Annotated in this window: 20 protein-coding genes; 13 read left to right on the top strand and 7 right to left on the bottom strand. The window is 35.7% G+C overall.

All coding sequences use genetic code 11. The features are described 5' to 3' along the window. Positions 1 to 121: 121 nt before the first annotated feature. Positions 122 to 886 carry a DUF1836 domain-containing protein gene (locus ACQVV1_RS03160; protein WP_000447231.1) on the bottom strand — a complete coding sequence of 255 codons (765 nt, stop codon included), beginning with the start codon at positions 884 to 886 and terminating at the stop codon, positions 122 to 124. A gap of 257 nt (positions 887 to 1143) precedes the next feature. Between ACQVV1_RS03160 and ACQVV1_RS03155 the strand changes: the two genes are divergently transcribed. Both ACQVV1_RS03155 and ACQVV1_RS03150 read left to right on the top strand, forming a co-directional pair. Further along, a complete protein-coding gene (locus ACQVV1_RS03155) occupies positions 1144 to 1593 on the top strand; it encodes a hypothetical protein (protein WP_060631188.1) in 450 nt (149 codons plus the stop codon). Beyond that, on the top strand, positions 1581 to 1889 hold the full coding sequence (locus ACQVV1_RS03150) for a YxcD family protein (protein WP_242252981.1): 309 nt from the start codon (positions 1581 to 1583) through the stop codon (positions 1887 to 1889). The genes ACQVV1_RS03155 and ACQVV1_RS03150 overlap by 13 nt, the downstream gene beginning before the upstream one ends. 24 nt (positions 1890 to 1913) lie before the next feature. On the opposite strand, the gene ACQVV1_RS03145 is transcribed toward ACQVV1_RS03150, so the two are convergent. The 4 genes from ACQVV1_RS03145 to ACQVV1_RS03130 all read right to left on the bottom strand — a co-directional run bounded on the left by ACQVV1_RS03145 (position 1914) and on the right by ACQVV1_RS03130 (position 5483). Continuing rightward, a complete protein-coding gene (locus ACQVV1_RS03145) occupies positions 1914 to 3149 on the bottom strand; it encodes an NAD(P)/FAD-dependent oxidoreductase (protein ID WP_242252982.1) in 1236 nt (411 codons plus the stop codon). Then, positions 3146 to 3478, bottom strand: coding sequence for a (2Fe-2S)-binding protein (locus ACQVV1_RS03140; RefSeq protein WP_063221478.1), 333 nt, complete (start codon positions 3476 to 3478; stop codon positions 3146 to 3148). Before ACQVV1_RS03140 ends, ACQVV1_RS03145 begins: the two co-directional genes overlap by 4 nt. Beyond that, on the bottom strand, positions 3475 to 3747 hold the full coding sequence (locus ACQVV1_RS03135) for a (2Fe-2S)-binding protein (protein WP_063221477.1): 273 nt from the start codon (positions 3745 to 3747) through the stop codon (positions 3475 to 3477). The genes ACQVV1_RS03140 and ACQVV1_RS03135 overlap by 4 nt, the downstream gene beginning before the upstream one ends. Before the next feature lie 74 nt (positions 3748 to 3821). Next, positions 3822 to 5483, bottom strand: a complete 1662-nt coding sequence (locus tag ACQVV1_RS03130; RefSeq protein WP_063221476.1) for a sigma-54 interaction domain-containing protein — start codon at positions 5481 to 5483, stop codon at positions 3822 to 3824. Between the two features lie 180 nt (positions 5484 to 5663). Between ACQVV1_RS03130 and ACQVV1_RS03125 the strand changes: the two genes are divergently transcribed. From ACQVV1_RS03125 to ACQVV1_RS03095, 7 genes are all read left to right on the top strand, one after another. Then, positions 5664 to 6839, top strand: a complete 1176-nt coding sequence (locus ACQVV1_RS03125; protein ID WP_431168602.1) for an NAD(P)/FAD-dependent oxidoreductase — start codon at positions 5664 to 5666, stop codon at positions 6837 to 6839. Next, on the top strand, positions 6836 to 7873 hold the full coding sequence (locus ACQVV1_RS03120) for a proline racemase family protein (protein WP_431168601.1): 1038 nt from the start codon (positions 6836 to 6838) through the stop codon (positions 7871 to 7873). The genes ACQVV1_RS03125 and ACQVV1_RS03120 overlap by 4 nt, the downstream gene beginning before the upstream one ends. Beyond that, positions 7870 to 8811: a proline racemase family protein gene (locus ACQVV1_RS03115; protein ID WP_242252985.1), complete on the top strand. Its 942-nt coding sequence runs from the start codon at positions 7870 to 7872 to the stop codon at positions 8809 to 8811. The genes ACQVV1_RS03120 and ACQVV1_RS03115 overlap by 4 nt, the downstream gene beginning before the upstream one ends. Before the next feature lie 22 nt (positions 8812 to 8833). Continuing rightward, entirely contained in the window at positions 8834 to 9730 is an 897-nt protein-coding gene (gene dapA / locus ACQVV1_RS03110) for a 4-hydroxy-tetrahydrodipicolinate synthase (protein WP_242252986.1), read from the top strand. Positions 9731 to 9748: 18 nt separating this feature from the next. After that, positions 9749 to 11233 (top strand): aldehyde dehydrogenase family protein, encoded by a 1485-nt coding sequence (locus ACQVV1_RS03105; protein ID WP_242252987.1) that lies wholly within the window; start codon positions 9749 to 9751, stop codon positions 11231 to 11233. 113 nt (positions 11234 to 11346) lie between these two features. Beyond that, complete coding sequence (locus ACQVV1_RS03100; protein ID WP_431168600.1) at positions 11347 to 12837, top strand: alanine/glycine:cation symporter family protein; 1491 nt, start codon at positions 11347 to 11349, stop codon at positions 12835 to 12837. A 102-nt stretch (positions 12838 to 12939) separates the two neighbouring features. After that, positions 12940 to 13308 (top strand): carboxymuconolactone decarboxylase family protein, encoded by a 369-nt coding sequence (locus tag ACQVV1_RS03095; RefSeq protein ID WP_242252991.1) that lies wholly within the window; start codon positions 12940 to 12942, stop codon positions 13306 to 13308. Positions 13309 to 13373: 65 nt separating this feature from the next. Here ACQVV1_RS03095 and ACQVV1_RS03090 read toward each other — a convergent pair whose 3' ends face one another. Then, positions 13374 to 14015: an HD domain-containing protein gene (locus ACQVV1_RS03090; RefSeq protein ID WP_242252993.1), complete on the bottom strand. Its 642-nt coding sequence runs from the start codon at positions 14013 to 14015 to the stop codon at positions 13374 to 13376. Between the two features lie 105 nt (positions 14016 to 14120). On the opposite strand from ACQVV1_RS03090, the gene ACQVV1_RS03085 reads away from it, so the two are divergent. From ACQVV1_RS03085 to ACQVV1_RS03070, 4 genes are all read left to right on the top strand, one after another. Beyond that, the gene (locus ACQVV1_RS03085) at positions 14121 to 14624 is read left to right on the top strand and encodes a GNAT family N-acetyltransferase (protein ID WP_242252995.1); all 504 of its coding nucleotides are present in this window, start codon (positions 14121 to 14123) and stop codon (positions 14622 to 14624) included. 224 nt (positions 14625 to 14848) lie between these two features. After that, positions 14849 to 15514: a lytic polysaccharide monooxygenase gene (locus ACQVV1_RS03080; protein WP_242252997.1), complete on the top strand. Its 666-nt coding sequence runs from the start codon at positions 14849 to 14851 to the stop codon at positions 15512 to 15514. 161 nt (positions 15515 to 15675) lie between these two features. Further along, positions 15676 to 16605 carry a manganese-dependent inorganic pyrophosphatase gene (gene ppaC, locus ACQVV1_RS03075; protein ID WP_242252999.1) on the top strand — a complete coding sequence of 310 codons (930 nt, stop codon included), beginning with the start codon at positions 15676 to 15678 and terminating at the stop codon, positions 16603 to 16605. A gap of 106 nt (positions 16606 to 16711) precedes the next feature. Further along, complete coding sequence (locus ACQVV1_RS03070) at positions 16712 to 18358, top strand: M3 family oligoendopeptidase (RefSeq protein WP_431168599.1); 1647 nt, start codon at positions 16712 to 16714, stop codon at positions 18356 to 18358. Between the two features lie 18 nt (positions 18359 to 18376). On the opposite strand, the gene ACQVV1_RS03065 is transcribed toward ACQVV1_RS03070, so the two are convergent. After that, positions 18377 to 18574: a DUF4017 family protein gene (locus ACQVV1_RS03065; RefSeq protein ID WP_242253001.1), complete on the bottom strand. Its 198-nt coding sequence runs from the start codon at positions 18572 to 18574 to the stop codon at positions 18377 to 18379. Positions 18575 to 18708: the final 134 nt, after the last annotated feature.

Genomic DNA, 18708 nt, shown 5'->3' with positions numbered 1-18708 from the left:
TTCTTTTATGTCTCTCATAAGTATTATAGTAAAGGAAATAAGCCCAGTTTTTTTGAAGAGATAATGAAAGGATTATTAAAAATTTCTCATAAAAAAATAGGAGCATTTCTGCTCCTATTTTTTATGGCTTCACATCTAAGTTCTGTAAAAATAACGTTGCTGTTACGTAACGTTTCGCTAGCATTTGTACATAAGCGGTATGCACAGATAATGTCGCTATAATAATGGCGTTACGAATTGCTTCGCGTTGCTCGTTATTAATTTGATCGAACTTGCTTGCGATTTTATCAGCTTTTTCTTTTACGATATTTTCAATTGTATGAACTGTATCTGTTGCATTTAGTTGTAAGCAGTTCCCTTGGTTAAGTTCTTCAAATAGAGAAGAGTATGCTACATATAAATGAACAGGATTGATTAAATCATCACTTCGATCAGCTGGGTCATTAACGATTAGGCGTAATAGCTTACGAATGGATTCAAAATCAAGTGCTGTTTTTAAATCTTCGACAATGAATAGTAAGGCTGCTTGTTCAATTGAATATTTTTTCCCTTTTTGAGGAGAGCCAATCATTTCTTTTATATCTCGTTTCACCCAGTTTTGCATAGCAGTTACAGAGAAACTTGTGTTTTCGATCTGATTGCCAAGCGCGACTATTTCATTTAAAGAAAAACCGACGTCTGTATCGTCAATTTTAATCAGTTTTTCGAAAATAGGTGAAAGTGCGGTAGTAATAAAAGCAGTTACGCTTTGTCCGCTTTCAATATCTTTTTTATGTGACTTTGCCCAAGCTTCTTGTAAAATACCGAGAGGCTTTTTCGTATTCCATCCTCTTAATGATAGAAGGAGGGTTGCCATTTCGTTTCGTGTGAGATGAAATGTTTCCATCTTTTCACCTCCAAAATAATAAAAAGTTCTTATGAACTTATAATATGTTTTGTTTCATTTAAAGTCAATTCAGTTTTGCTTAATTTTTCCTTTGTCACTAAACTGTTGGAAGTAAATAATACTTGCATATTTCGACAAAAGTTCATATAATGAGTTCATAAGAACCTTTAAATGTTCTTAAAAATAAATCTATCATTCTGAATTTACTAGAAAGGTAGATTTCACATATATCTATATAAAAGGAGAATGGATATAATATGTTGAAAAAACTTGTAGCAGTAATGACAGCATTCATGGTGATTTTTGGGGCTAGTAGCTTTATGTTCGTAGATCATGCGGCAGCGAAAAGTTACAAATCTGGTAAAAAATCATTTACACCAAGTTCAGGTCAAAAATCAAAAGTTGATTTAAACAAAAAAGATTCAAATGTAAATTCTCAAAAAACGACTCCAGATTCAAAAACAAAAGCAACAAACACAGCACCAAAAAGTAATAAAGGAAGCTTTATGAAAGGTTTATTACTAGGTGGTCTTGGTGGTTTACTAATGGGTAGCTTATTTGCAAATATGGGAGCTCTTGGTTCTGTATTAGCGTTTATGGTAAATATGTTAGTAATGGCTGGTATCGTAATGTTAGCAATTCGTGCATTTAAATACTTCAAAGATCAACGTAAGAAAAAGGCAGATGAAGTAGCATGGAAACAATAAAAATTTCTGAACAAGAACTTATCAATGCGCTTTGCGTATATATCGCTGAAAAAAGACAAGTTGGTCCAGAAGAAGTTTTAGTTGAACTCATGTATGACGATGACTACGGATTCTCTGCTGAAGTAGAGGTAAATGGTCGCCAGCAAATTTTAATCCAAGCGAACTTAATCGAAGCACTACGCTTATTGCTTGACAGAGAATATAATGTCAATTCATTTGCGGCAAGATTACAACTTGAATTAGATGATGAAGAAGGTATTTACGCATTAGCAAAATTTCATAACTCAGATGAGTAGGAAAAAGAGCTGTTGAGAGTAATCTCAGCAGCTCTTTTTAGTATGTGCATATGCAAGGGAATAATCACGCCAAATTTCATTCATTTTGCGCCTACCGACATCAATCATCGGGTTAAATTGAATGGCAGCCTGTTGACGTACAGCATGTACATGTTGGATCGCTTGTTGCAACTGTTGTTCAACCGAATGGGATTTTTTATTTGCTTGTTTTACAATTGAATATCCAGCAACAGTTCCTTGTGCCATTGCGATTTTCCCGCTTTCAATGCCAGTTATATTGCCGGCTACAAATAAACCCGGAAGAGGAGTTTCCATTGTTTCGGAATGGAGAGGAACGTGTCCGCCTAATTCCAGAATGTAACGGAACGGACAGCCAGCTACAGCGGCTAGCTCAGCAAGAGGGTATAAGCCGCCGGCAATACAAACGAAGTCTGCCTGATATATTTGTTCCGATCCAGTGATGATGTTCCCTTTCGTATCAATATTAGCAACGCGTACACCTTCAACTTGATCTGTTCCGATAATTTCAAGTGCTGCTTTTCGAAGATGAAGACGTGTGCCGTTTATTTTCATTCCACTGTTTGGATAGAAGGTTAATCCAGCTTGTTTAGCCCAATTATATTTCATTAATTTACTACCTATACGTAATAAAGGTGACGGGGCAAGGTGTGCAGCATGTAATAGAGAATTTAAAACTTCTTCTGGTTCACCAGCCTTTCGACTTAATTCACTTTTTTCAGGAAGTACGATATGCTCAACTTTAATGCCCGCTAATTGTAATTCATTTAAGATAGCGAATGACAAAATGTTAGCACCAATAATTACTCCTTTTTTTCCAACTTGAACGCGATGAACATTTGTCATTACTTGGGCTGCCCCAATCGACATCACTCCTGGAAGTGTCCAACCAGGGAGGGGGATAGAGTACTCAGCAGCGCCAGTAGCAAGTAAAACGAACGATGCTTCTAACGTACCGATATTCGTATGTACGAACCAAGAATTTTCATCTTTATCTAAATTGTAGACGGAAATACCGCATCGTATATCAACTGAAAGTGATTCTGCTTCTTCACGAAGTCGCTTCGATTCTTCTATTCCGTTCCACCATTCTCCAGAAGGCTCTTGATGCAATTGTCCTAACAATCTTCCGCCAGGTTTCATAAATTCATCAATAACAAGTACATTTAGTCCAAAACGAGCACAAGAGATAGAGGCTGATAAACCCGCTGGTCCGGCTCCGATAATTATGACATCACTCATCGCTTTTTCACCATCTCTCTTACGATATTTGGATGCTGTTTACCACTATCAACAATCATATCTTTTTCTACAACAGTTAAGCATGCTCGTACGTTTGCTTGATTGTTTACGGTGACGCGGCATTCAGAACAATGTCCGATATTACAGTAAATACCTCGTGGCGTCCCGCTATCTTCATGCACTCTTAATGTTCTTATTCCGTTTGCAAGTAAAGCGGCCGCAATCGTTTCATGTTCATATGCTTCGTATTGTTGACCATTAAATTGGAAAGTAATGTGCTTATTACTATTTAAACTCCCTAAAATAGGGTGATTTGTAATTCTACTCATTTACTTTCACCTACCGATCCAAAAGTAACTGCGCGCACTGGTGGTTGATATTTTAATGGGATTTCATTAGTAGTTACGTCGGGATTTGCACTTTCGATCATTCGATCTATCATCATTCTACATGTGCGGCCACCGCAAAATCCCATGCCAGCACGTGTTCTTAGTTTTAATTCTCTTGCCGAGCATTTATATTCAGCGATTGTCGATTGAAGTTGACCGTATGTAACTTCTTCACATCGACAAACAATTAAGTGATCTTTATTCGTCATATGTATTCCTCCTCTAGTTCGGTTTGCACAAATTATTTAATGCAAAAACTATGCCAATATAGAGGAGTGATGTTTTATTGTAACCCAAGTTTTTTTAAACGGTTATATAAAGTGGCTCTCGTAACACCAAGCTGTTTCGCGCATTCTAATTTATTCCCATTCAAAATGCGTAAAGCCCTCTCAATGACTTTTTTCTCATGTTCATCCATCTCTTCTTGCAAAGAGAGAATTGTATTATTGTTGCTGAGCAATAGGGAATGAGCTGCATGGTCGTCTAACGTTTCAGTTGTATGAAATGGTAAATATTCTTGTTTTATAATACCGTCAGTCGCAAATACGACAAGTCTTTCAACAACGTTACGAAGCTCGCGAATATTACCAGGCCAATTGTAATGAAGTAGTTCATGCATAATACTGGAAGGTAAGTCGCGAATTGGTCTGTTATAGTTGATTGAAAAATCGTTTAAGAAAGAGTATGTTAATTCGATAATATCTTCGCGTCTTTCGCGTAGCGGTGGAATATGCAAGCTAACTACATTGAGGCGATAGTATAAATCTTCTCGGAACGTACCTTTTCTCATTTCTTCTTGTAAATCACGATTTGTTGCAGCGATAATACGGAAATCAATATTAATCTCCTTTTCTCCACCAACTCGGTAATATTTTCGTTCTTGTAGTACGCGCAAAAGTTTTACTTGCATATCGAGCGGCATTTCTCCAATTTCATCAAGGAATAATGTACCGCCTTGCGCGAGCTCTATTTTACCCTTTTTTCCTTTACTATTTGCACCAGAAAAAGCCCCACGCTCATACCCGAATAATTCGCTTTCAAATAACGCCTCTGGAATGGCACCGCAGTTAATCGAAATAAAAGGTGCCTTCGCTGCCTCACTTGCTTCATGAATTGCTTTCGCAAATACTTCTTTTCCAACACCACTTTCGCCGAGTATTAAAACAGTTGATTTCACCGAACAAACCTTTCTAGCTAATTGTATTGTTCTTTGTATAACAGGGCTTTTTCCATTCATTGCAAGAAAAGGATCGGATTCATCTTTATACTTTGCTACTTCTTGTTCTAAACGGTGCATTTCATGTGACATATTAAATAGTTTTTCATTTAAAGCAACTTGGTTTGTCACATCAGTCTCTGAGACGACCGCTCCGATAATTTCATCGTTACAGTAGACTGGGTTTGAATTGATTAATACGAACAAATCTGGCCGAGGCTGATGGAACTGAGCGATTATACTTTTTCCGTCATGTAATGATTGCAAAATTTCCAAATCTTTATAGTCAAAAAAACGAGTGATAGGTTGTCCAATAATTTCAGTATGCTTGACTGAAAAAATCTTTTCGGCGCCATCTGTCCAAGTACGAACACGTTCTTTATCATCGATGACTGTAACAGAAGAATCAGTAGTTTGTATTACGGTGTTATAAAAAGATTGTAGTTCATAGTAAGACTTAACAAGAAACGGAATGATTTGCTGAACCGTTATACAACATAAAGGATCTTTATTTCCATTCATTATGATAACGACTAGTTCATTGGAAAACGCGTTAATTAAAGTGGTGAATGAGTCATCTTCATATATAACTGCGCAGTTATATATTTCTGTAGTAGAAGGTCGGTAATAAAATTTTTCGTCAACTTGTTCAATGGGGTGCATGCTGTATGTACGATCAATGGATAAAGTTTTTAGAAATTCTTTTATTGTGGGAAATGAGAATGCCATATTGTCCTCCTGTTATGTATAAAAATTTTGACAGTGATAAAAAAATAATACACCTATTTACGATAAATTTAAAATATTTTTACAAATAAAAATATTATTTATAAAAAGTGTATATATGTAGAGTTGGCACGTCAATTGCATAAAAGAAAGTGAGAGGTTTAGGGGAAGGAGGAGTATTTTGTGAGACACTGCGACGTTTTAATTATAGGTGGTGGAATAATAGGATGTTCTATCGCTTATTACACTTCAAAATACGGAAGAGACGTAACAATCATTGAAAAAGGAGAATTTGTCAGTGGGACGTCTTCACGGTGTGACGGGAATATTTTGGCTATTGATAAAGACCCAGGGTTTGATAGTCAAATGTCGTTAGTAAGTCAAAAGTTAGTAACTGATTTAAGCGAAGAGTTAGAGCATTCATTTGAATATAGGGCACCAGGAAGTATTCTCGTATGTGAGTCAGACGAAGAAATGGAAGCTGCGCAGCGATGGGTAAATCGGCAAAAAGAAGCTGGATTACCGTTTCGAATGCTCGATAGGCAAGATATAAGAGAAGAATCACCATTTTTCGCAGATGATTTATTAGGCGGGTTAGAATGCGCAACGGATTCGACTGTAAATCCATATCTTCTTGCTTTTTCACTTCTTGCAGAATCGAAGAAATATGGTACGAAAGCTTTTAATCTTACGGAAGTAAAAGAAATGAAAAGAGATATAGACGGTTCCTTTATTGTAGAAACGACAAATGGGACGTTTAATGCAAAGCAAGTGGTGAACGCAGCTGGTGTGTGGGCTCCGAAAATCGGAAAAATGTTAGATGTGAATATACCAATTGAGCCGAGAAAAGGGCATATTATTGTAGCTTCAAGGCAAGAACACGTTGGCTGTCGTAAAGTAATGGAATTTGGTTATTTAATCTCTAAATTTGGTGGAAAAAGAAAAGTGGATGCTTTAACTGAAAAATATGGGGTAGCTCTAGTATTTGAGCCGACAGAAAGCCAAAATTTTTTAATTGGTAGTAGTAGAGAGTTTGTAGGGTTTCATACAAGGATAAATAACGAGGTTATTAAATGTATTGCGAACAGAGCAATTCGTTTTTATCCGAAAATGGCGGATATGATGGTGATTCGTTCATATGCTGGATTACGCCCGTGGACAGAAGATCATTTGCCGATCATTTCACGTGTGGAACATATCCCGAACTACTTTATTGCAGCAGGACATGAAGGGGATGGCATTAGTCTTGCAGCAGTTACTGGGAAAGTGGTTGAAGAGTTATTAAATGAAAAAGAAACAATCATTCCTATTGAACCACTTCGTTTGAGTCGTTTTACAGAAAGGGTGTTAAACGGATGAGGTCACAAAGAGTTTTTACAACGATTGATACACATACAGGAGGGAATCCAACGAGAACATTGATTAGTGGACTGCCTAAGTTAAGTGGAGAGACGATGGCAGAGAAGATGTTACATATGAAAAAGGAGTATGACTGGATTCGTAAATTGTTAATGAATGAACCGCGTGGTCATGATGTAATGTCAGGAGCACTATTAACAGATCCATGTCATCCTGAAGCAGACATTGGTGTTATTTACATAGAGACAGGTGGATATTTACCAATGTGTGGTCACGATACAATTGGTGTATGTACAGCTTTAATTGAATCAGGTTTAATTTCGGTAGCTGAACCGATTACTTCTTTAAAGTTAGATACGCCAGCCGGTTTAGTTGAAGTAAATATTTCTGTTCAAGATGGAAAAGCGAGAGAAGTCTCCTTTTGTAACATACCAGCTTTTTTACTGAAAAATATTACTGTAGACGTCGAAGACATTGGAACTGTAGAGGCTGATATTGCATATGGCGGGAATTTTTATGCCATTATCGATGCGAAATCAGTAGAGTTAGAGTTAGTACCAGAAAACGCATCTACAATCATCAATAAAGCGATTCTTATAAGAAATACAATTAATGAGAAATTTGAAATCATTCATCCAGAGTATTCGTTTATACGAGGATTAACGCACATTGAATTTTATACAGATCCTACTCATGAAAGTGCACATGTGAAAAATACAGTTGTTGTTCCACCAGGAGGAATTGATCGATCTCCATGTGGTACAGGAACATCAGCGAAGTTAGCTGTATTATACGCAAATCAAAAAATCGAAATGGATGAAGAGTTTATTCATGAGAGTATCGTGGGCTCTCTATTTAAAGGCTGTGTCATAAATACGACATTTGTAAAAAATATTGAAGCTGTCGTAACGAAAATTACCGGTTCAGCTTGGCTTATGGGGATGCACAGATTTTTTTACAATGAAAAGGACCCACTTAAAGAAGGCTTTTTGCTAATTCCGCCGATGGAACATGAAACGGAGGATGTAAAATGAACATTCAAAAAATGTATACGGCAGTAGACGTACATGTAAATGGTGAAGCATTTCGTGTAATGAAAGATGTACCATGCAAATACTACTCCAGTTTGGAACAATTAAACGAGCAATTTTCAGGTGAATTAGCAGAAGAAATGAAGCTCTTATTAAATGAACCACGTGGTTTTATCGGTTTAAATGGATGTATTGTCGTTCCTTCTATTCATACGGAAGTCGATGCAGCTGTATTATTTTTTAATCATGAAGGATCCATTCCGCTTCATTATGGAGGCATTGTGGCAGTAATAACGATGTTACTAGAAAGCGGGTATTTAAAAAAGAGAGAGACGAATCAATACAAAATAGAAACGTTATCTGGCATATTTGTAGTCCATGCGTATGTAGAGAATGATGAAGTTGTATCTGTTTCTTTTGAAAGTAAACTATGTTATGTGATTGAGCAAAATTTACAAGCTGATAATATAAGTTACTCTCTCATTCAGGCAGATAAAGTATATGCAGTTGTAGAAAAGGATATGTATTCGCCAGAAATTCGTATTGAAAACATTTCTGAATTGAAAAAATGGGGAGAAGCTACACTTCAAACTATACAAAAACAGTCGTTAATAAAAAGACTAATTTTAGTAGATTCCACGCAAAAAGAAAAGAACCATATAAAGTCGATTACATTTCATGAAGATAACTTTATCGTACGTTCACCAGGTTTTGTTTCTACTATTGTGTCTTATGTTCATGCGTTATTTAAAAATGATTATACAGTGGATAAACCTTTTATAAATGAAAGTATATTTAATAGTTTTATAACAGTTGAAAAAGTGAAGAAGGAAGAAAAAGGTTACATTTTCCGTTTTGAAAGTAGAGGATTTATTACAGGTATGCAGACGTTTCTATTAGATTCTACAGATCCGTTTCCATCAGGATTTTTATTAAAATAAAATATGAGAGGGAGAGATACATATGAAAAAAATTAAAGGGGCATTTCCAGTATTAATCACACCGATGGATGAGTTTCAAGAGATTAATTGGAACGGTGTAAAACAAAACGTAAACTACTTTATTGAGCAAAAAGTGGCTGGCATTATTATTAATGGAAGTACAGGAGAGTTTGTTAGTTTATCAAAAGAAGAGCGATTTAAAATGGTAGAAACAGTATTAAAAGAAGTTGATGGTCGTATTCCAGTTATTGTTGGAACTGCAGCAGAAACGACGAAAGAAGCGATTGAATATACAAAACATGCAGAAGCGCATGGAGCAGATTGTGCATTAATTATTAACTCGTACTATTGTAAACCGAAAGAAGAGGAAATTTATTTTCACTTTAAAGAAATCTCAAACGCTGTAAATATACCAATTATGTTGTACAATAACCCGTTTACATCTGGTGTTGATATGAGTACAGAACTCATGCTACGTATTGGAAAAGACTGTGAAAATGTTACACATATTAAAGAATCTAGCGGAGATATTCGAAAAGCGAGAGATTTAGTAAGACAAGGCGAAGGTGCTTTTCAAGTCTTCTGTGGATCTGAAGATTTAGTTATGGAATCTTATTTAGTTGGTGCAACGGGATGGGTTTCAGTAGCAGGAAATATCGTACCGGGACTTGTTACGAAAATGTATGAGCATTTTCATAATGGTGAATTAGAAAAAGCTTGGGAAATAAACGACGCTATTTTACCTCTTTGCGAGTTTCTTGAAGGATCAGGAAAGTATGTGCAAATCGTGAAACGCTCAATGGAATTACACGGGCAAGCTGGGGGACTTTCGCGTTATCCGAGACTCGGATTAACTGAAGAAGAAGATCAAAAACTTCAAACGATTATTTCAAAAATTGCAGCTCATGCGGCTGTTTAAATAAGGAGGAGAGCATATATGTTAACGAAAAACATTGAACTAAAACCAAAAGTGAAAGCGTTTTTAAATGAAGAAATTAAAATGTTTATTAATGGTGAATTTGTTCCTTCAATTAGCGGGAAGACGTTTGAAACATACAATCCAGCAACAGAAGATGTTTTAGCGGTCGTATGTGAAGCACAAGAAGAGGATATTGATGTCGCAGTAAAAGCGGCACGATCTGCATTTGAATCAGGACATTGGGCAGAAATGACTACCGCTGAAAGAGCACATCTTATTTATAAATTAGCAGACTTAATAGAAGAGAATGGAGAAGAATTAGCACAGTTAGAAGCTTTAGATAATGGGAAGCCATATCAAGTAGCACTGGATGATGATATAGCAGCGACTGTAGAAAATTATCGCTATTATGCGGGATGGGCTACAAAAATTATCGGGCAAACAATTCCGATTTCAAAAGATTACTTAAATTATACACGCCATGAACCTGTTGGCGTTGTAGGTCAAATTATTCCTTGGAATTTTCCGCTCGTTATGTCTTCTTGGAAAATGGGAGCTGCATTAGCAACCGGTTGTACGATCGTATTAAAACCAGCAGAGCAAACGCCTTTATCTTTATTATATACAGCGAAGCTTTTTAAAGAAGCAGGTTTTCCAAATGGTGTCGTAAACTTTGTGCCAGGTTTCGGTCCTGAAGCAGGAGCTGCAATCGTAAACCATCATGATATTGATAAAGTAGCCTTCACAGGTTCAACGGTTACTGGAAAATATATTATGCGTCAATCTGCAGAAACAATTAAACATGTAACATTAGAACTTGGTGGTAAATCACCAAATATCATTTTAGAAGACGCTGATTTAGAAGAGGCGATTAACGGTGCATTTCAAGGCATTATGTATAATCACGGCCAAAATTGTAGTGCTGGATCTCGCGTGTTTGTTCACCGAAAACATTACGAAACAGTCGTAAATGAACTAGTAAAAATGGCGAATAACGTGAAGCTTGGAGCAGGTATGGAGAAGGAAACGGAAATGGGTCCACTTGTATCTAAAAAACAACAAGAGCGTGTGCTACATTACATTGAACAAGGAAAAGCTGAAGGTGCTACTGTTGCTGCTGGTGGTGAACGTGCATTTGAAAAAGGTTATTTTGTACAGCCAACAGTATTCACAGATGTTACTGACGATATGACGATAGTTAGGGAAGAAATCTTCGGTCCAGTTGTCGTTGTACTTCCTTTTGATTCGATGGATGAAGTAATCGAAAGAGCAAATCGTTCGTCATATGGGCTTGCAGCAGGCGTATGGACACAAAATATTAAAACAGGACATCAAGTTGCCAATAAGTTAAAGGCAGGAACAGTATGGATTAATGATTATAACTTAGAAAATGCAGCGGCACCATTTGGTGGGTTTAAACAATCTGGTATCGGTCGTGAGTTAGGTTCATATGCGCTTGATAACTATACAGAAGTGAAAAGTGTTTGGGTAAATATAAAGTAATAGAGAGTCTAACTGTTAATGAATAGAGATACGGACAACTGGAAGTTTTAATAATAGTTGTCCGTTTTCTTATATATAAAATAGTTTTCTAAAGAATGATAAGGGGGATTTGGATGGAGCAATTAGTAGAGTGGTTAGTAGGACAAGTGTGGAGTATTGGTTTAGTTATTTTCGCATTAGGAGCAGGTGTGTATTTTACAATTGCAACTCGTTTTCTACAAGTTCGTTATTTTAAAGAGATGATTAAACTATTATTTGAAGGGAAGAGCTCGGAGACGGGAATTTCATCTTTTCAAGCATTTTGTTTAGCCTTATCAGGTAGGGTTGGGATAGGTAATATCGCCGGGGTCGCGACTGCTATCGCTTTTGGCGGACCTGGAGCTGTATTTTGGATGTGGGTAATGGCCCTTTTAGGAGCAGCGAGTGCATTTGTTGAATCAACATTATCTCAAGTGTATAAAAGTAAAGTTGGAAATGAATACCGCGGCGGTACACCATATTTCATTGAAAAAGGCTTAAAAATGAAATGGTTTGCAGTCATTGTAGCGGTCGTTGTAACACTTTCATATGGCGTTTTATTACCAGGGATTCAATCTAGTAGCATCGCAGTTGGATTTGAAAACTCTAATGGGATTAGCAAATATATAACTGGTATATTGTTAGTCGTATTATTAGCAGCGATCATTTTTGGTGGCGTAAAGAGAATTGCGGGTGTTTCTCAAATGCTTGTTCCATTTATGGCAATTGGTTATGTAATTGTTACATGTATCGTATTAATTGCGAATGTAACAGAAATTCCAAGTATGTTCGCTTTAATTTTCTCTAGTGCTTTTGGTGTAAATGAAATGTTTGGCGGAATCGTCGGCGCAGCAATCGCATGGGGCGTAAAGCGGGCGGTATTTTCAAATGTTGCTGGTGTTGGAGAAGCGACGTATAGCTCCGCTGCTGCTGAAGTATCTCACCCAGCAAAACAAGGGTTAGTTCAAGCATTTTCCGTTTATATCGACACAATTGTTGTATGTACAGCGACAGCTCTTATGATATTAATAACAGGTATGTATAATGTTATACCTGAAGGGAAAAGCGCTATTGTAAAAAATATAGGGAATGTTGATGCAGGTCCAATCTATACACAACAAGCAGTTGAAACTGTTATGACAGGATTTGGACCAATATTTATTTCCATTGCTATCTTCTTCTTCGCATTTACAACGTTACTCGCTTACTATTATATCGCTGAAACAACACTTACTTATTTAGATCGTGAATTTAAATATAGCTGGTTAAAGCCAGTTTTGAAATTTGGATTTTTAATTATGGTTTATATCGGTAGTGTAGAATCAGCGTCGCTTTTATGGAATCTTGGAGATTTAGGAATCGGTAGTATGGCATGGCTAAACTTAATTGCGATTCTACTATTAAGTAAAACAGCATTAAAAGTGTTAAAAGATTATGAAACGCAGAAAAAAGAAGGGAAAGATCCAGTATTTGACCCTAAAAATATAGGGATTGAAGGATTAGCATTTTGGGAAGAAAGAAGTAAAGAGGTTGAAAGAACAAACTCTAAAGAACAATCAGTAGTGGATGATAGTCTGAAATTGTAGCTATAATAAACTGAATTTTCATTCTATTTATCGGGGTATATTGCCTTCTTTTCATCACATACTACAATAGGTACAGATAATTTGAATGGAGGTAATAATAAGATGGAACACGAACAACATCATAGTTCAGTAAATGACGTTCTACATCATTATAAAGAAGGAATCGGTAGTTTTACAAACCAAATTCCTGAAATTACTGAAACATATAATGCATTCACGCAAGCTTGTTTTCAAGAGGGTTCTTTAACAAAAAGGGAAAAACAACTTATCGCATTAGGAATTAGTCTAGCAACGCAAGATGAATATTGTACTGTTTATCATACAAAAGGTTGTCTTGATCAAGGGTGTTCAGATAAAGAAATTCTGGAAGCGTGTGGTGTATCAGCAGCATTTGCTGGCGGAGCTGCGATGAGTCAAGCAGTAACTTTAGTGCAAGAGTGTTTAACAGAACTGAAAAATCAAAAGCATTGAATAAAAAAACGTTTTAAACTTTATGTTTAAAACGTTTTTTATGTGAAATTAAATTTGTATTCACTTTAATATTCTATGTCTTCATAAATCGAATTCTCTACATCAGGAAGAACTGTGTATATGCTTTTACCGATTAAAGCTTCTAATTCTTTCTTAATTGCATAAAACCCTTTCCAATGTAATGATGTATGAGACGTTGTACCATGACGTAAACCAACGGAAATCAATCTTCTTTCCAGCGTAGTAAAACCATCCGCGTCAGCAAGAGCATCACAAAGAGTAATTACTTTATTGTATAAATCGTAGTTACAATATTCATTCAATATTTCAACTAACTGGATTCTCATATGGTCAGGAACGAGACGCCACTCTGCTGCGATATCTATATGTTCATTTTTGCATGGGAATGAGTGTGTAACACAAATAACTGCGTTTCCTGTATACCCTAAATCATTCATATACATATAACCATCATAGGAATGAATGACCGATTTGGTAAAACCTTTGTATCTTCCGATATCATGCAAAAGGGCAGCATTATATGCTATATCAGCATCTAGGTTATACCCATTTTTAATAAGTTCTATAATTATGTTTTCAGTTGCCTGAGCAACATTTATTGAATGTTCAAACCAAGGACCGGGGTTTTGTTCATATGCCCATTCGAGTAATTCTTTTGCATATGTTCTATCTAATATATATTTCATATCGTTATCCTTTCCCTAAAAAATCATGTCTTAAAGAATTTCATCTTAGTATATCATTATTCCTGCTTTAAAAATTGGTATAATGTAACAAAAGGGGGAAAAGTAATGCGAAATTTAGTAATTGAAGAAATTAAGCAACTAGAAAATGATATGGAAGAACTTTCGAAACTATTAAAAACGGTTGTAAATGATGGAGCATCAATTGGTTTTTTACCTCCACTGGAACAAAAAGAATCAATAAAGTATTGGCAAACTGTTATAGCGCCAGAAGTGATATTATATGTCGCTAAAATAAATAATGAATTGGCAGGGAGTATTCAATTACATTTAGTTACAAAGCCTAACGGAATTCATAGAGCCGAGATTTGTAAGTTAATGACTCATCCGAGCTTTAGACGTAATGGCATAGGGCGTTTACTTATGCAAAAAGCAGAGGAACGAGCGAAACAAGAAAATAGGTCTCTTTTAGTACTAGATACGAGAGAAGGAGACCCTTCCAACAGATTGTATAAATCATTAGAGTATCAAGAAGCTGGAAAAATACCAAAATACGCAATATCTCCAAATGGTAGTTTGGATGCCACAGTTATTTATTATAAGTTTTTATAAGTGATGATTACAATGCTATCATGCTCCAAATAATAAACTCCAATTTTTAACACCGTCTATATTTCTCTAGCGGTGTTATTTGAATTTGTTTAATGTACGAATTGAATTTGAGAAAGTTTTTAGAGGGTTATGTTTGCATGGTCTCTCGACTTATAATAGATGTAGAGAAGATGACTAGGCAACTATAGTTATTTTCGCTTTATTATGGGAAAGGGGATGACGAGATGAAAACGAAAGGTTTACAGAAGGTAAAGAAAGCTATATTAAGTGGTGGTATATTACTTACAGGATTGTTAACTTTCGGTTTTTCAGAAAAAGCTTCCGCTCATGGATACGTAGAATCACCAGCGAGCCGTTCTTATTTATGTAAACAAGGGGTAAATGTAAATTGTGGTCCGATTCAATATGAGCCGCAAAGTGTAGAAGGAATAGGGGGATTCCCACAATTAGGACCTTCTGATGGACAAATCGCAGGAGCTGGCCATTTCCCTGCTTTAGACGTTCAAACAGTTGATAGGTGGAAGAAAGTTACGTTAAACGGCGGAACGAATACATTCAAGTGGAAATTAACTGCTCCTCATAGTACGAAAGAATGGAAATACTATATTACGAAAAAAGATTGGAATCCAAATAAGCCGTTATCACGATATGATTTGGATTTAGTACCGTTTTATGTAAAAAATGATGGAGGAGCTAAACCTGGAACTTCCGTAGCACATGTAGCAAATGTACCTACTGATAGAAATGGATATCACCTTATTTTAGCTGTGTGGGAAATTGCAGATACTGGGAATGCATTTTATCAAGTTATAGATGTAAACCTTGTAAATAATGGTTTAGCATCAAATATCGCGCTAAATCATGTAGTGCAAGTTCCTACATTATTTTAAATAAAATATACATTTAGATCATCTAATTCATTTTAGATGATCTTTTTTATGAAAAACGATGAAAAATATAGAAGAAAGTGCAATTATTTATAAAAAAATGGGCTTTAAATATTGTCATATTTGCTTCTTTAAGATATCCTTTTCATGAAGAGGTGGAAAACATGGAAAAAGTACTAGTTTTCGGGCATAAAAACCCAGATACAGATGCAATTTGTTCTGCAATTGCTTATGCAGAATTGAAAAAAGAATTAGGAATGAATGCTGAGCCTATACGTTTAGGCGAAATCAGCGGTGAAACTCAATTTGCGTTAGACTATTTTAAAGTAGAAGGACCGCGTTTTGTTGAGACAGTTGCAAGCGAAGTGGACAACGTTATTTTAGTTGATCATAACGAACGTCAACAAAGTGCTAACGATATCGAATCTGTTCGTGTGTTAGAAGTTATTGACCATCACCGTATTGCTAACTTTGAAACAAGCGATCCTATTTACTACCGTTGTGAGCCAGTTGGTTGTACAGCTACAATCTTAAACAAAATGTACAAAGAAAACGGCGTTACAATTCGTAAAGAAGTTGCAGGTTTAATGTTATCTGCAATCATTTCAGATTCTTTACTATTCAAATCTCCAACTTGCACAGAGCAAGACGTAGCAGCAGCTCGTGAATTAGCGGAAATCGCTGGTGTAGATGCTGATAGCTACGGCTTAGAAATGTTAAAAGCTGGTGCTGACTTGAGCGGAAAAACAATGGAGCAATTAATCTCTCTTGACGCTAAAGAATTCCAAATGGGTAATGCGAAAGTTGAAATCGCACAAGTAAATGCTGTTGATACAAACGACGTTCTTGTACACCAAGCGGAACTTGAAAAAGTTATCTCTGCAGTAGTAGAAGAAAAAGGGTTAGACCTATTCTTATTCGTTGTAACTGATATCTTAACTAACGATTCTGTCGGTCTTGCGATCGGTAAAGCAGCAAACGTTGTTGAGAAAGCATACAACGTATCTCTAGTAAGTAACACTGCTACATTAAAAGGTGTTGTATCTCGTAAAAAACAAATCGTACCAGTATTAACAGAAGCATTCCAAGCTTAATTCTATTGAGTACAGATAAACAGCAAGGACAAGTAGTCGGATTGGCTACTTGTCTTTTTTTATCTCTAAAAAACAGAAAATTAGAATTTTAAAAGGAGGATTGTGTATGTTTAATGATTTGGAGAGTAAATTACAGTCAATATTAGAGCGAAATATTACTTCTGTTTCAGAATTAGAGAGTTGGCTTTTGGAGGAACTACGTGTAAATGCTGAAATAGAAGAGGAGATAACAAATAGTTTAATTTCCATGTATAGAGATACAAACAATAGTAATATACGTGATTTACATATATATAACCAAAATACAATTCAACCACTTTTAAAAAGATACAATGCAAAGTTTGACCAGAAATTTATAGATTGTCCGTTTTCTAATTTTTTAGATGAGCAGAAATATGGATTTATGAAAAAAGTAAGATTGGTGAAGAGTAAAATGTTTAATGAAAAAAACATTTCTCTTTCCGTTAAAGAGCAAGAGCTTATTACGAAATATAGAGAAATAATGTCTAACATATCAATTAATTGGGAAGACGAGCAAAAGACGTATGCATACGTAAAAGCAAAGCTAGATAACCCCAATAGAGCTATTCGCAAAAAAGCTTGGTACGCTTTATGTGAAGCAAGAAGTGTAGTGAAAATAGAAATAGAGTGTATTATGAATGAACTCGTACAATTGCGGAATGAGATAGCTTTAAATGCAGGATTTCATAATTATAGTGAATATGCTTTTAAAATGAAAAATAGAGATTACAGTATTGAAGACTGTTATAAGCTTCATAAATCTATAGAGAAGTATGTTGTACCAATTTGGAAACGGTTAGGGGATTTTTTGAAAAAGAATCTCGATGTAGAAGCGTATCGTCCCTGGGATCTAGCTCTTTGTAGTTTGCCAAAAGTACCATTTCAAAATTCCATTGATTTATTGGGTGGGGTGGAAGAAATGTTTCGGACGACAGATTTATATTTTTATGAGAAATTTATTCATTTAAGGAAAGCGGAATTGATTGACGTAGAAGAACGTGAAAATAAAGCACCAGGAGCTGCTTGTTTTACCTTACCTCATAGTAAAGAGGTTTTTGCGTTTTCTAATTTTAGTCCTTCATTTTATGCAATTAATGCACTCATACATGAAGTGGGGCATGCATTTCATTTTTATAAACAGTTTAACAATGATAGTAGTATGCAGGAAAGATATCTTCGTGAAGAGGTGGCTGAGCTTTATTCTCTCAGTCTTGAGTTACTAGTAATGGATAAGCTTAATATCTTTTACAAGCAAGAAGATGAATATAAAGAAGTGCAGCGAGTACAATTATATCGTACTTTGTCTTTATTAATATCGTCAGTTGCAGGAGATGTATTCCAACACTGGCTTTATACAAATCCAAACCATACACAAGAAGAGCGGGATGAGAAATATTTTGAACTATGTGAAAGGTATCAATATTCATCAGTCGATAGTGCAGGATTAGAAGATGAAATCGGTGCAAGCTGGTTAGAGTCATTTCACTTTGTTCAGTTTCCTTTTTATAAAATTGAATATGCAGTTGCACAAATAGGAGCGATGCAATTGTTTCAAATTTATCGAGAGGACCCAGAAAAAGCGATTGCTTTCTTTAAAGAGGGAGCGAGTGCAGATTGGAACCTACCTATACAAGAAATATATGAAAAAACCGGTGTCTCGTTTGACTTTTCAGAAGAAAGGATAGAAAGTACTGCAATGGTTATTTTAGATTTGCTTAGCGAATTAAAATAAGGATAGCGTTCGCTATCCTTATAACTGTTTATTCGTAGATTTTTTCTTATTTATATAAAATGTAATAATAGCAGTAATGAGGAAAATAGGTATAGCATACGCTTGCCCAACAAACAACTTCCAGCCAACATGATTATAGCCTTGAGATGCTGGAGTAATCATAGCGATTATGCAAACAATAATATAAAGTACTAGTGCAGGGATTATATTTTTCATTTATTGACCTCCTTGTCATAAAATCATCACATGTATATTTGTATAATGCATTATAGTTTGAGATAAGAGATATATTTTTTAAATAGTCATGTAATTAAAAGGGGTGTTTTTGATTGGAATAGAATAGGTGTATG

It is taken from the genome of Bacillus basilensis, assembly GCF_050630465.1.
Lineage (GTDB): Bacteria > Bacillota > Bacilli > Bacillales > Bacillaceae_G > Bacillus_A > Bacillus_A basilensis.
This window is presented reverse-complemented; position numbering and strand designations above follow the sequence as displayed.

Excerpts from the sequence above, each read along its gene's own strand:
- ACQVV1_RS03160 (WP_000447231.1), bottom strand. The coding sequence starts at position 886 with ATGGAAACATTTCATCTCACACGAAACGAAATGGCAACCCTCCTTCTA.
- ACQVV1_RS03155 (WP_060631188.1), top strand. The coding sequence starts at position 1,144 with ATGTTGAAAAAACTTGTAGCAGTAATGACAGCATTCATGGTGATTTTT.
- ACQVV1_RS03150 (WP_242252981.1), top strand. The coding sequence starts at position 1,581 with ATGGAAACAATAAAAATTTCTGAACAAGAACTTATCAATGCGCTTTGC.
- ACQVV1_RS03145 (WP_242252982.1), bottom strand. The coding sequence starts at position 3,149 with ATGAGTGATGTCATAATTATCGGAGCCGGACCAGCGGGTTTATCAGCC.
- ACQVV1_RS03140 (WP_063221478.1), bottom strand. The coding sequence starts at position 3,478 with ATGAGTAGAATTACAAATCACCCTATTTTAGGGAGTTTAAATAGTAAT.
- ACQVV1_RS03135 (WP_063221477.1), bottom strand. The coding sequence starts at position 3,747 with ATGACGAATAAAGATCACTTAATTGTTTGTCGATGTGAAGAAGTTACA.
- ACQVV1_RS03130 (WP_063221476.1), bottom strand. The coding sequence starts at position 5,483 with ATGGCATTCTCATTTCCCACAATAAAAGAATTTCTAAAAACTTTATCC.
- ACQVV1_RS03120 (WP_431168601.1), top strand. The coding sequence starts at position 6,836 with ATGAGGTCACAAAGAGTTTTTACAACGATTGATACACATACAGGAGGG.
- ACQVV1_RS03115 (WP_242252985.1), top strand. The coding sequence starts at position 7,870 with ATGAACATTCAAAAAATGTATACGGCAGTAGACGTACATGTAAATGGT.
- dapA (WP_242252986.1), top strand. The coding sequence starts at position 8,834 with ATGAAAAAAATTAAAGGGGCATTTCCAGTATTAATCACACCGATGGAT.
- ACQVV1_RS03105 (WP_242252987.1), top strand. The coding sequence starts at position 9,749 with ATGTTAACGAAAAACATTGAACTAAAACCAAAAGTGAAAGCGTTTTTA.
- ACQVV1_RS03100 (WP_431168600.1), top strand. The coding sequence starts at position 11,347 with ATGGAGCAATTAGTAGAGTGGTTAGTAGGACAAGTGTGGAGTATTGGT.
- ACQVV1_RS03095 (WP_242252991.1), top strand. The coding sequence starts at position 12,940 with ATGGAACACGAACAACATCATAGTTCAGTAAATGACGTTCTACATCAT.
- ACQVV1_RS03090 (WP_242252993.1), bottom strand. The coding sequence starts at position 14,015 with ATGAAATATATATTAGATAGAACATATGCAAAAGAATTACTCGAATGG.
- ACQVV1_RS03085 (WP_242252995.1), top strand. The coding sequence starts at position 14,121 with ATGCGAAATTTAGTAATTGAAGAAATTAAGCAACTAGAAAATGATATG.
- ACQVV1_RS03080 (WP_242252997.1), top strand. The coding sequence starts at position 14,849 with ATGAAAACGAAAGGTTTACAGAAGGTAAAGAAAGCTATATTAAGTGGT.
- ppaC (WP_242252999.1), top strand. The coding sequence starts at position 15,676 with ATGGAAAAAGTACTAGTTTTCGGGCATAAAAACCCAGATACAGATGCA.
- ACQVV1_RS03070 (WP_431168599.1), top strand. The coding sequence starts at position 16,712 with ATGTTTAATGATTTGGAGAGTAAATTACAGTCAATATTAGAGCGAAAT.
- ACQVV1_RS03065 (WP_242253001.1), bottom strand. The coding sequence starts at position 18,574 with ATGAAAAATATAATCCCTGCACTAGTACTTTATATTATTGTTTGCATA.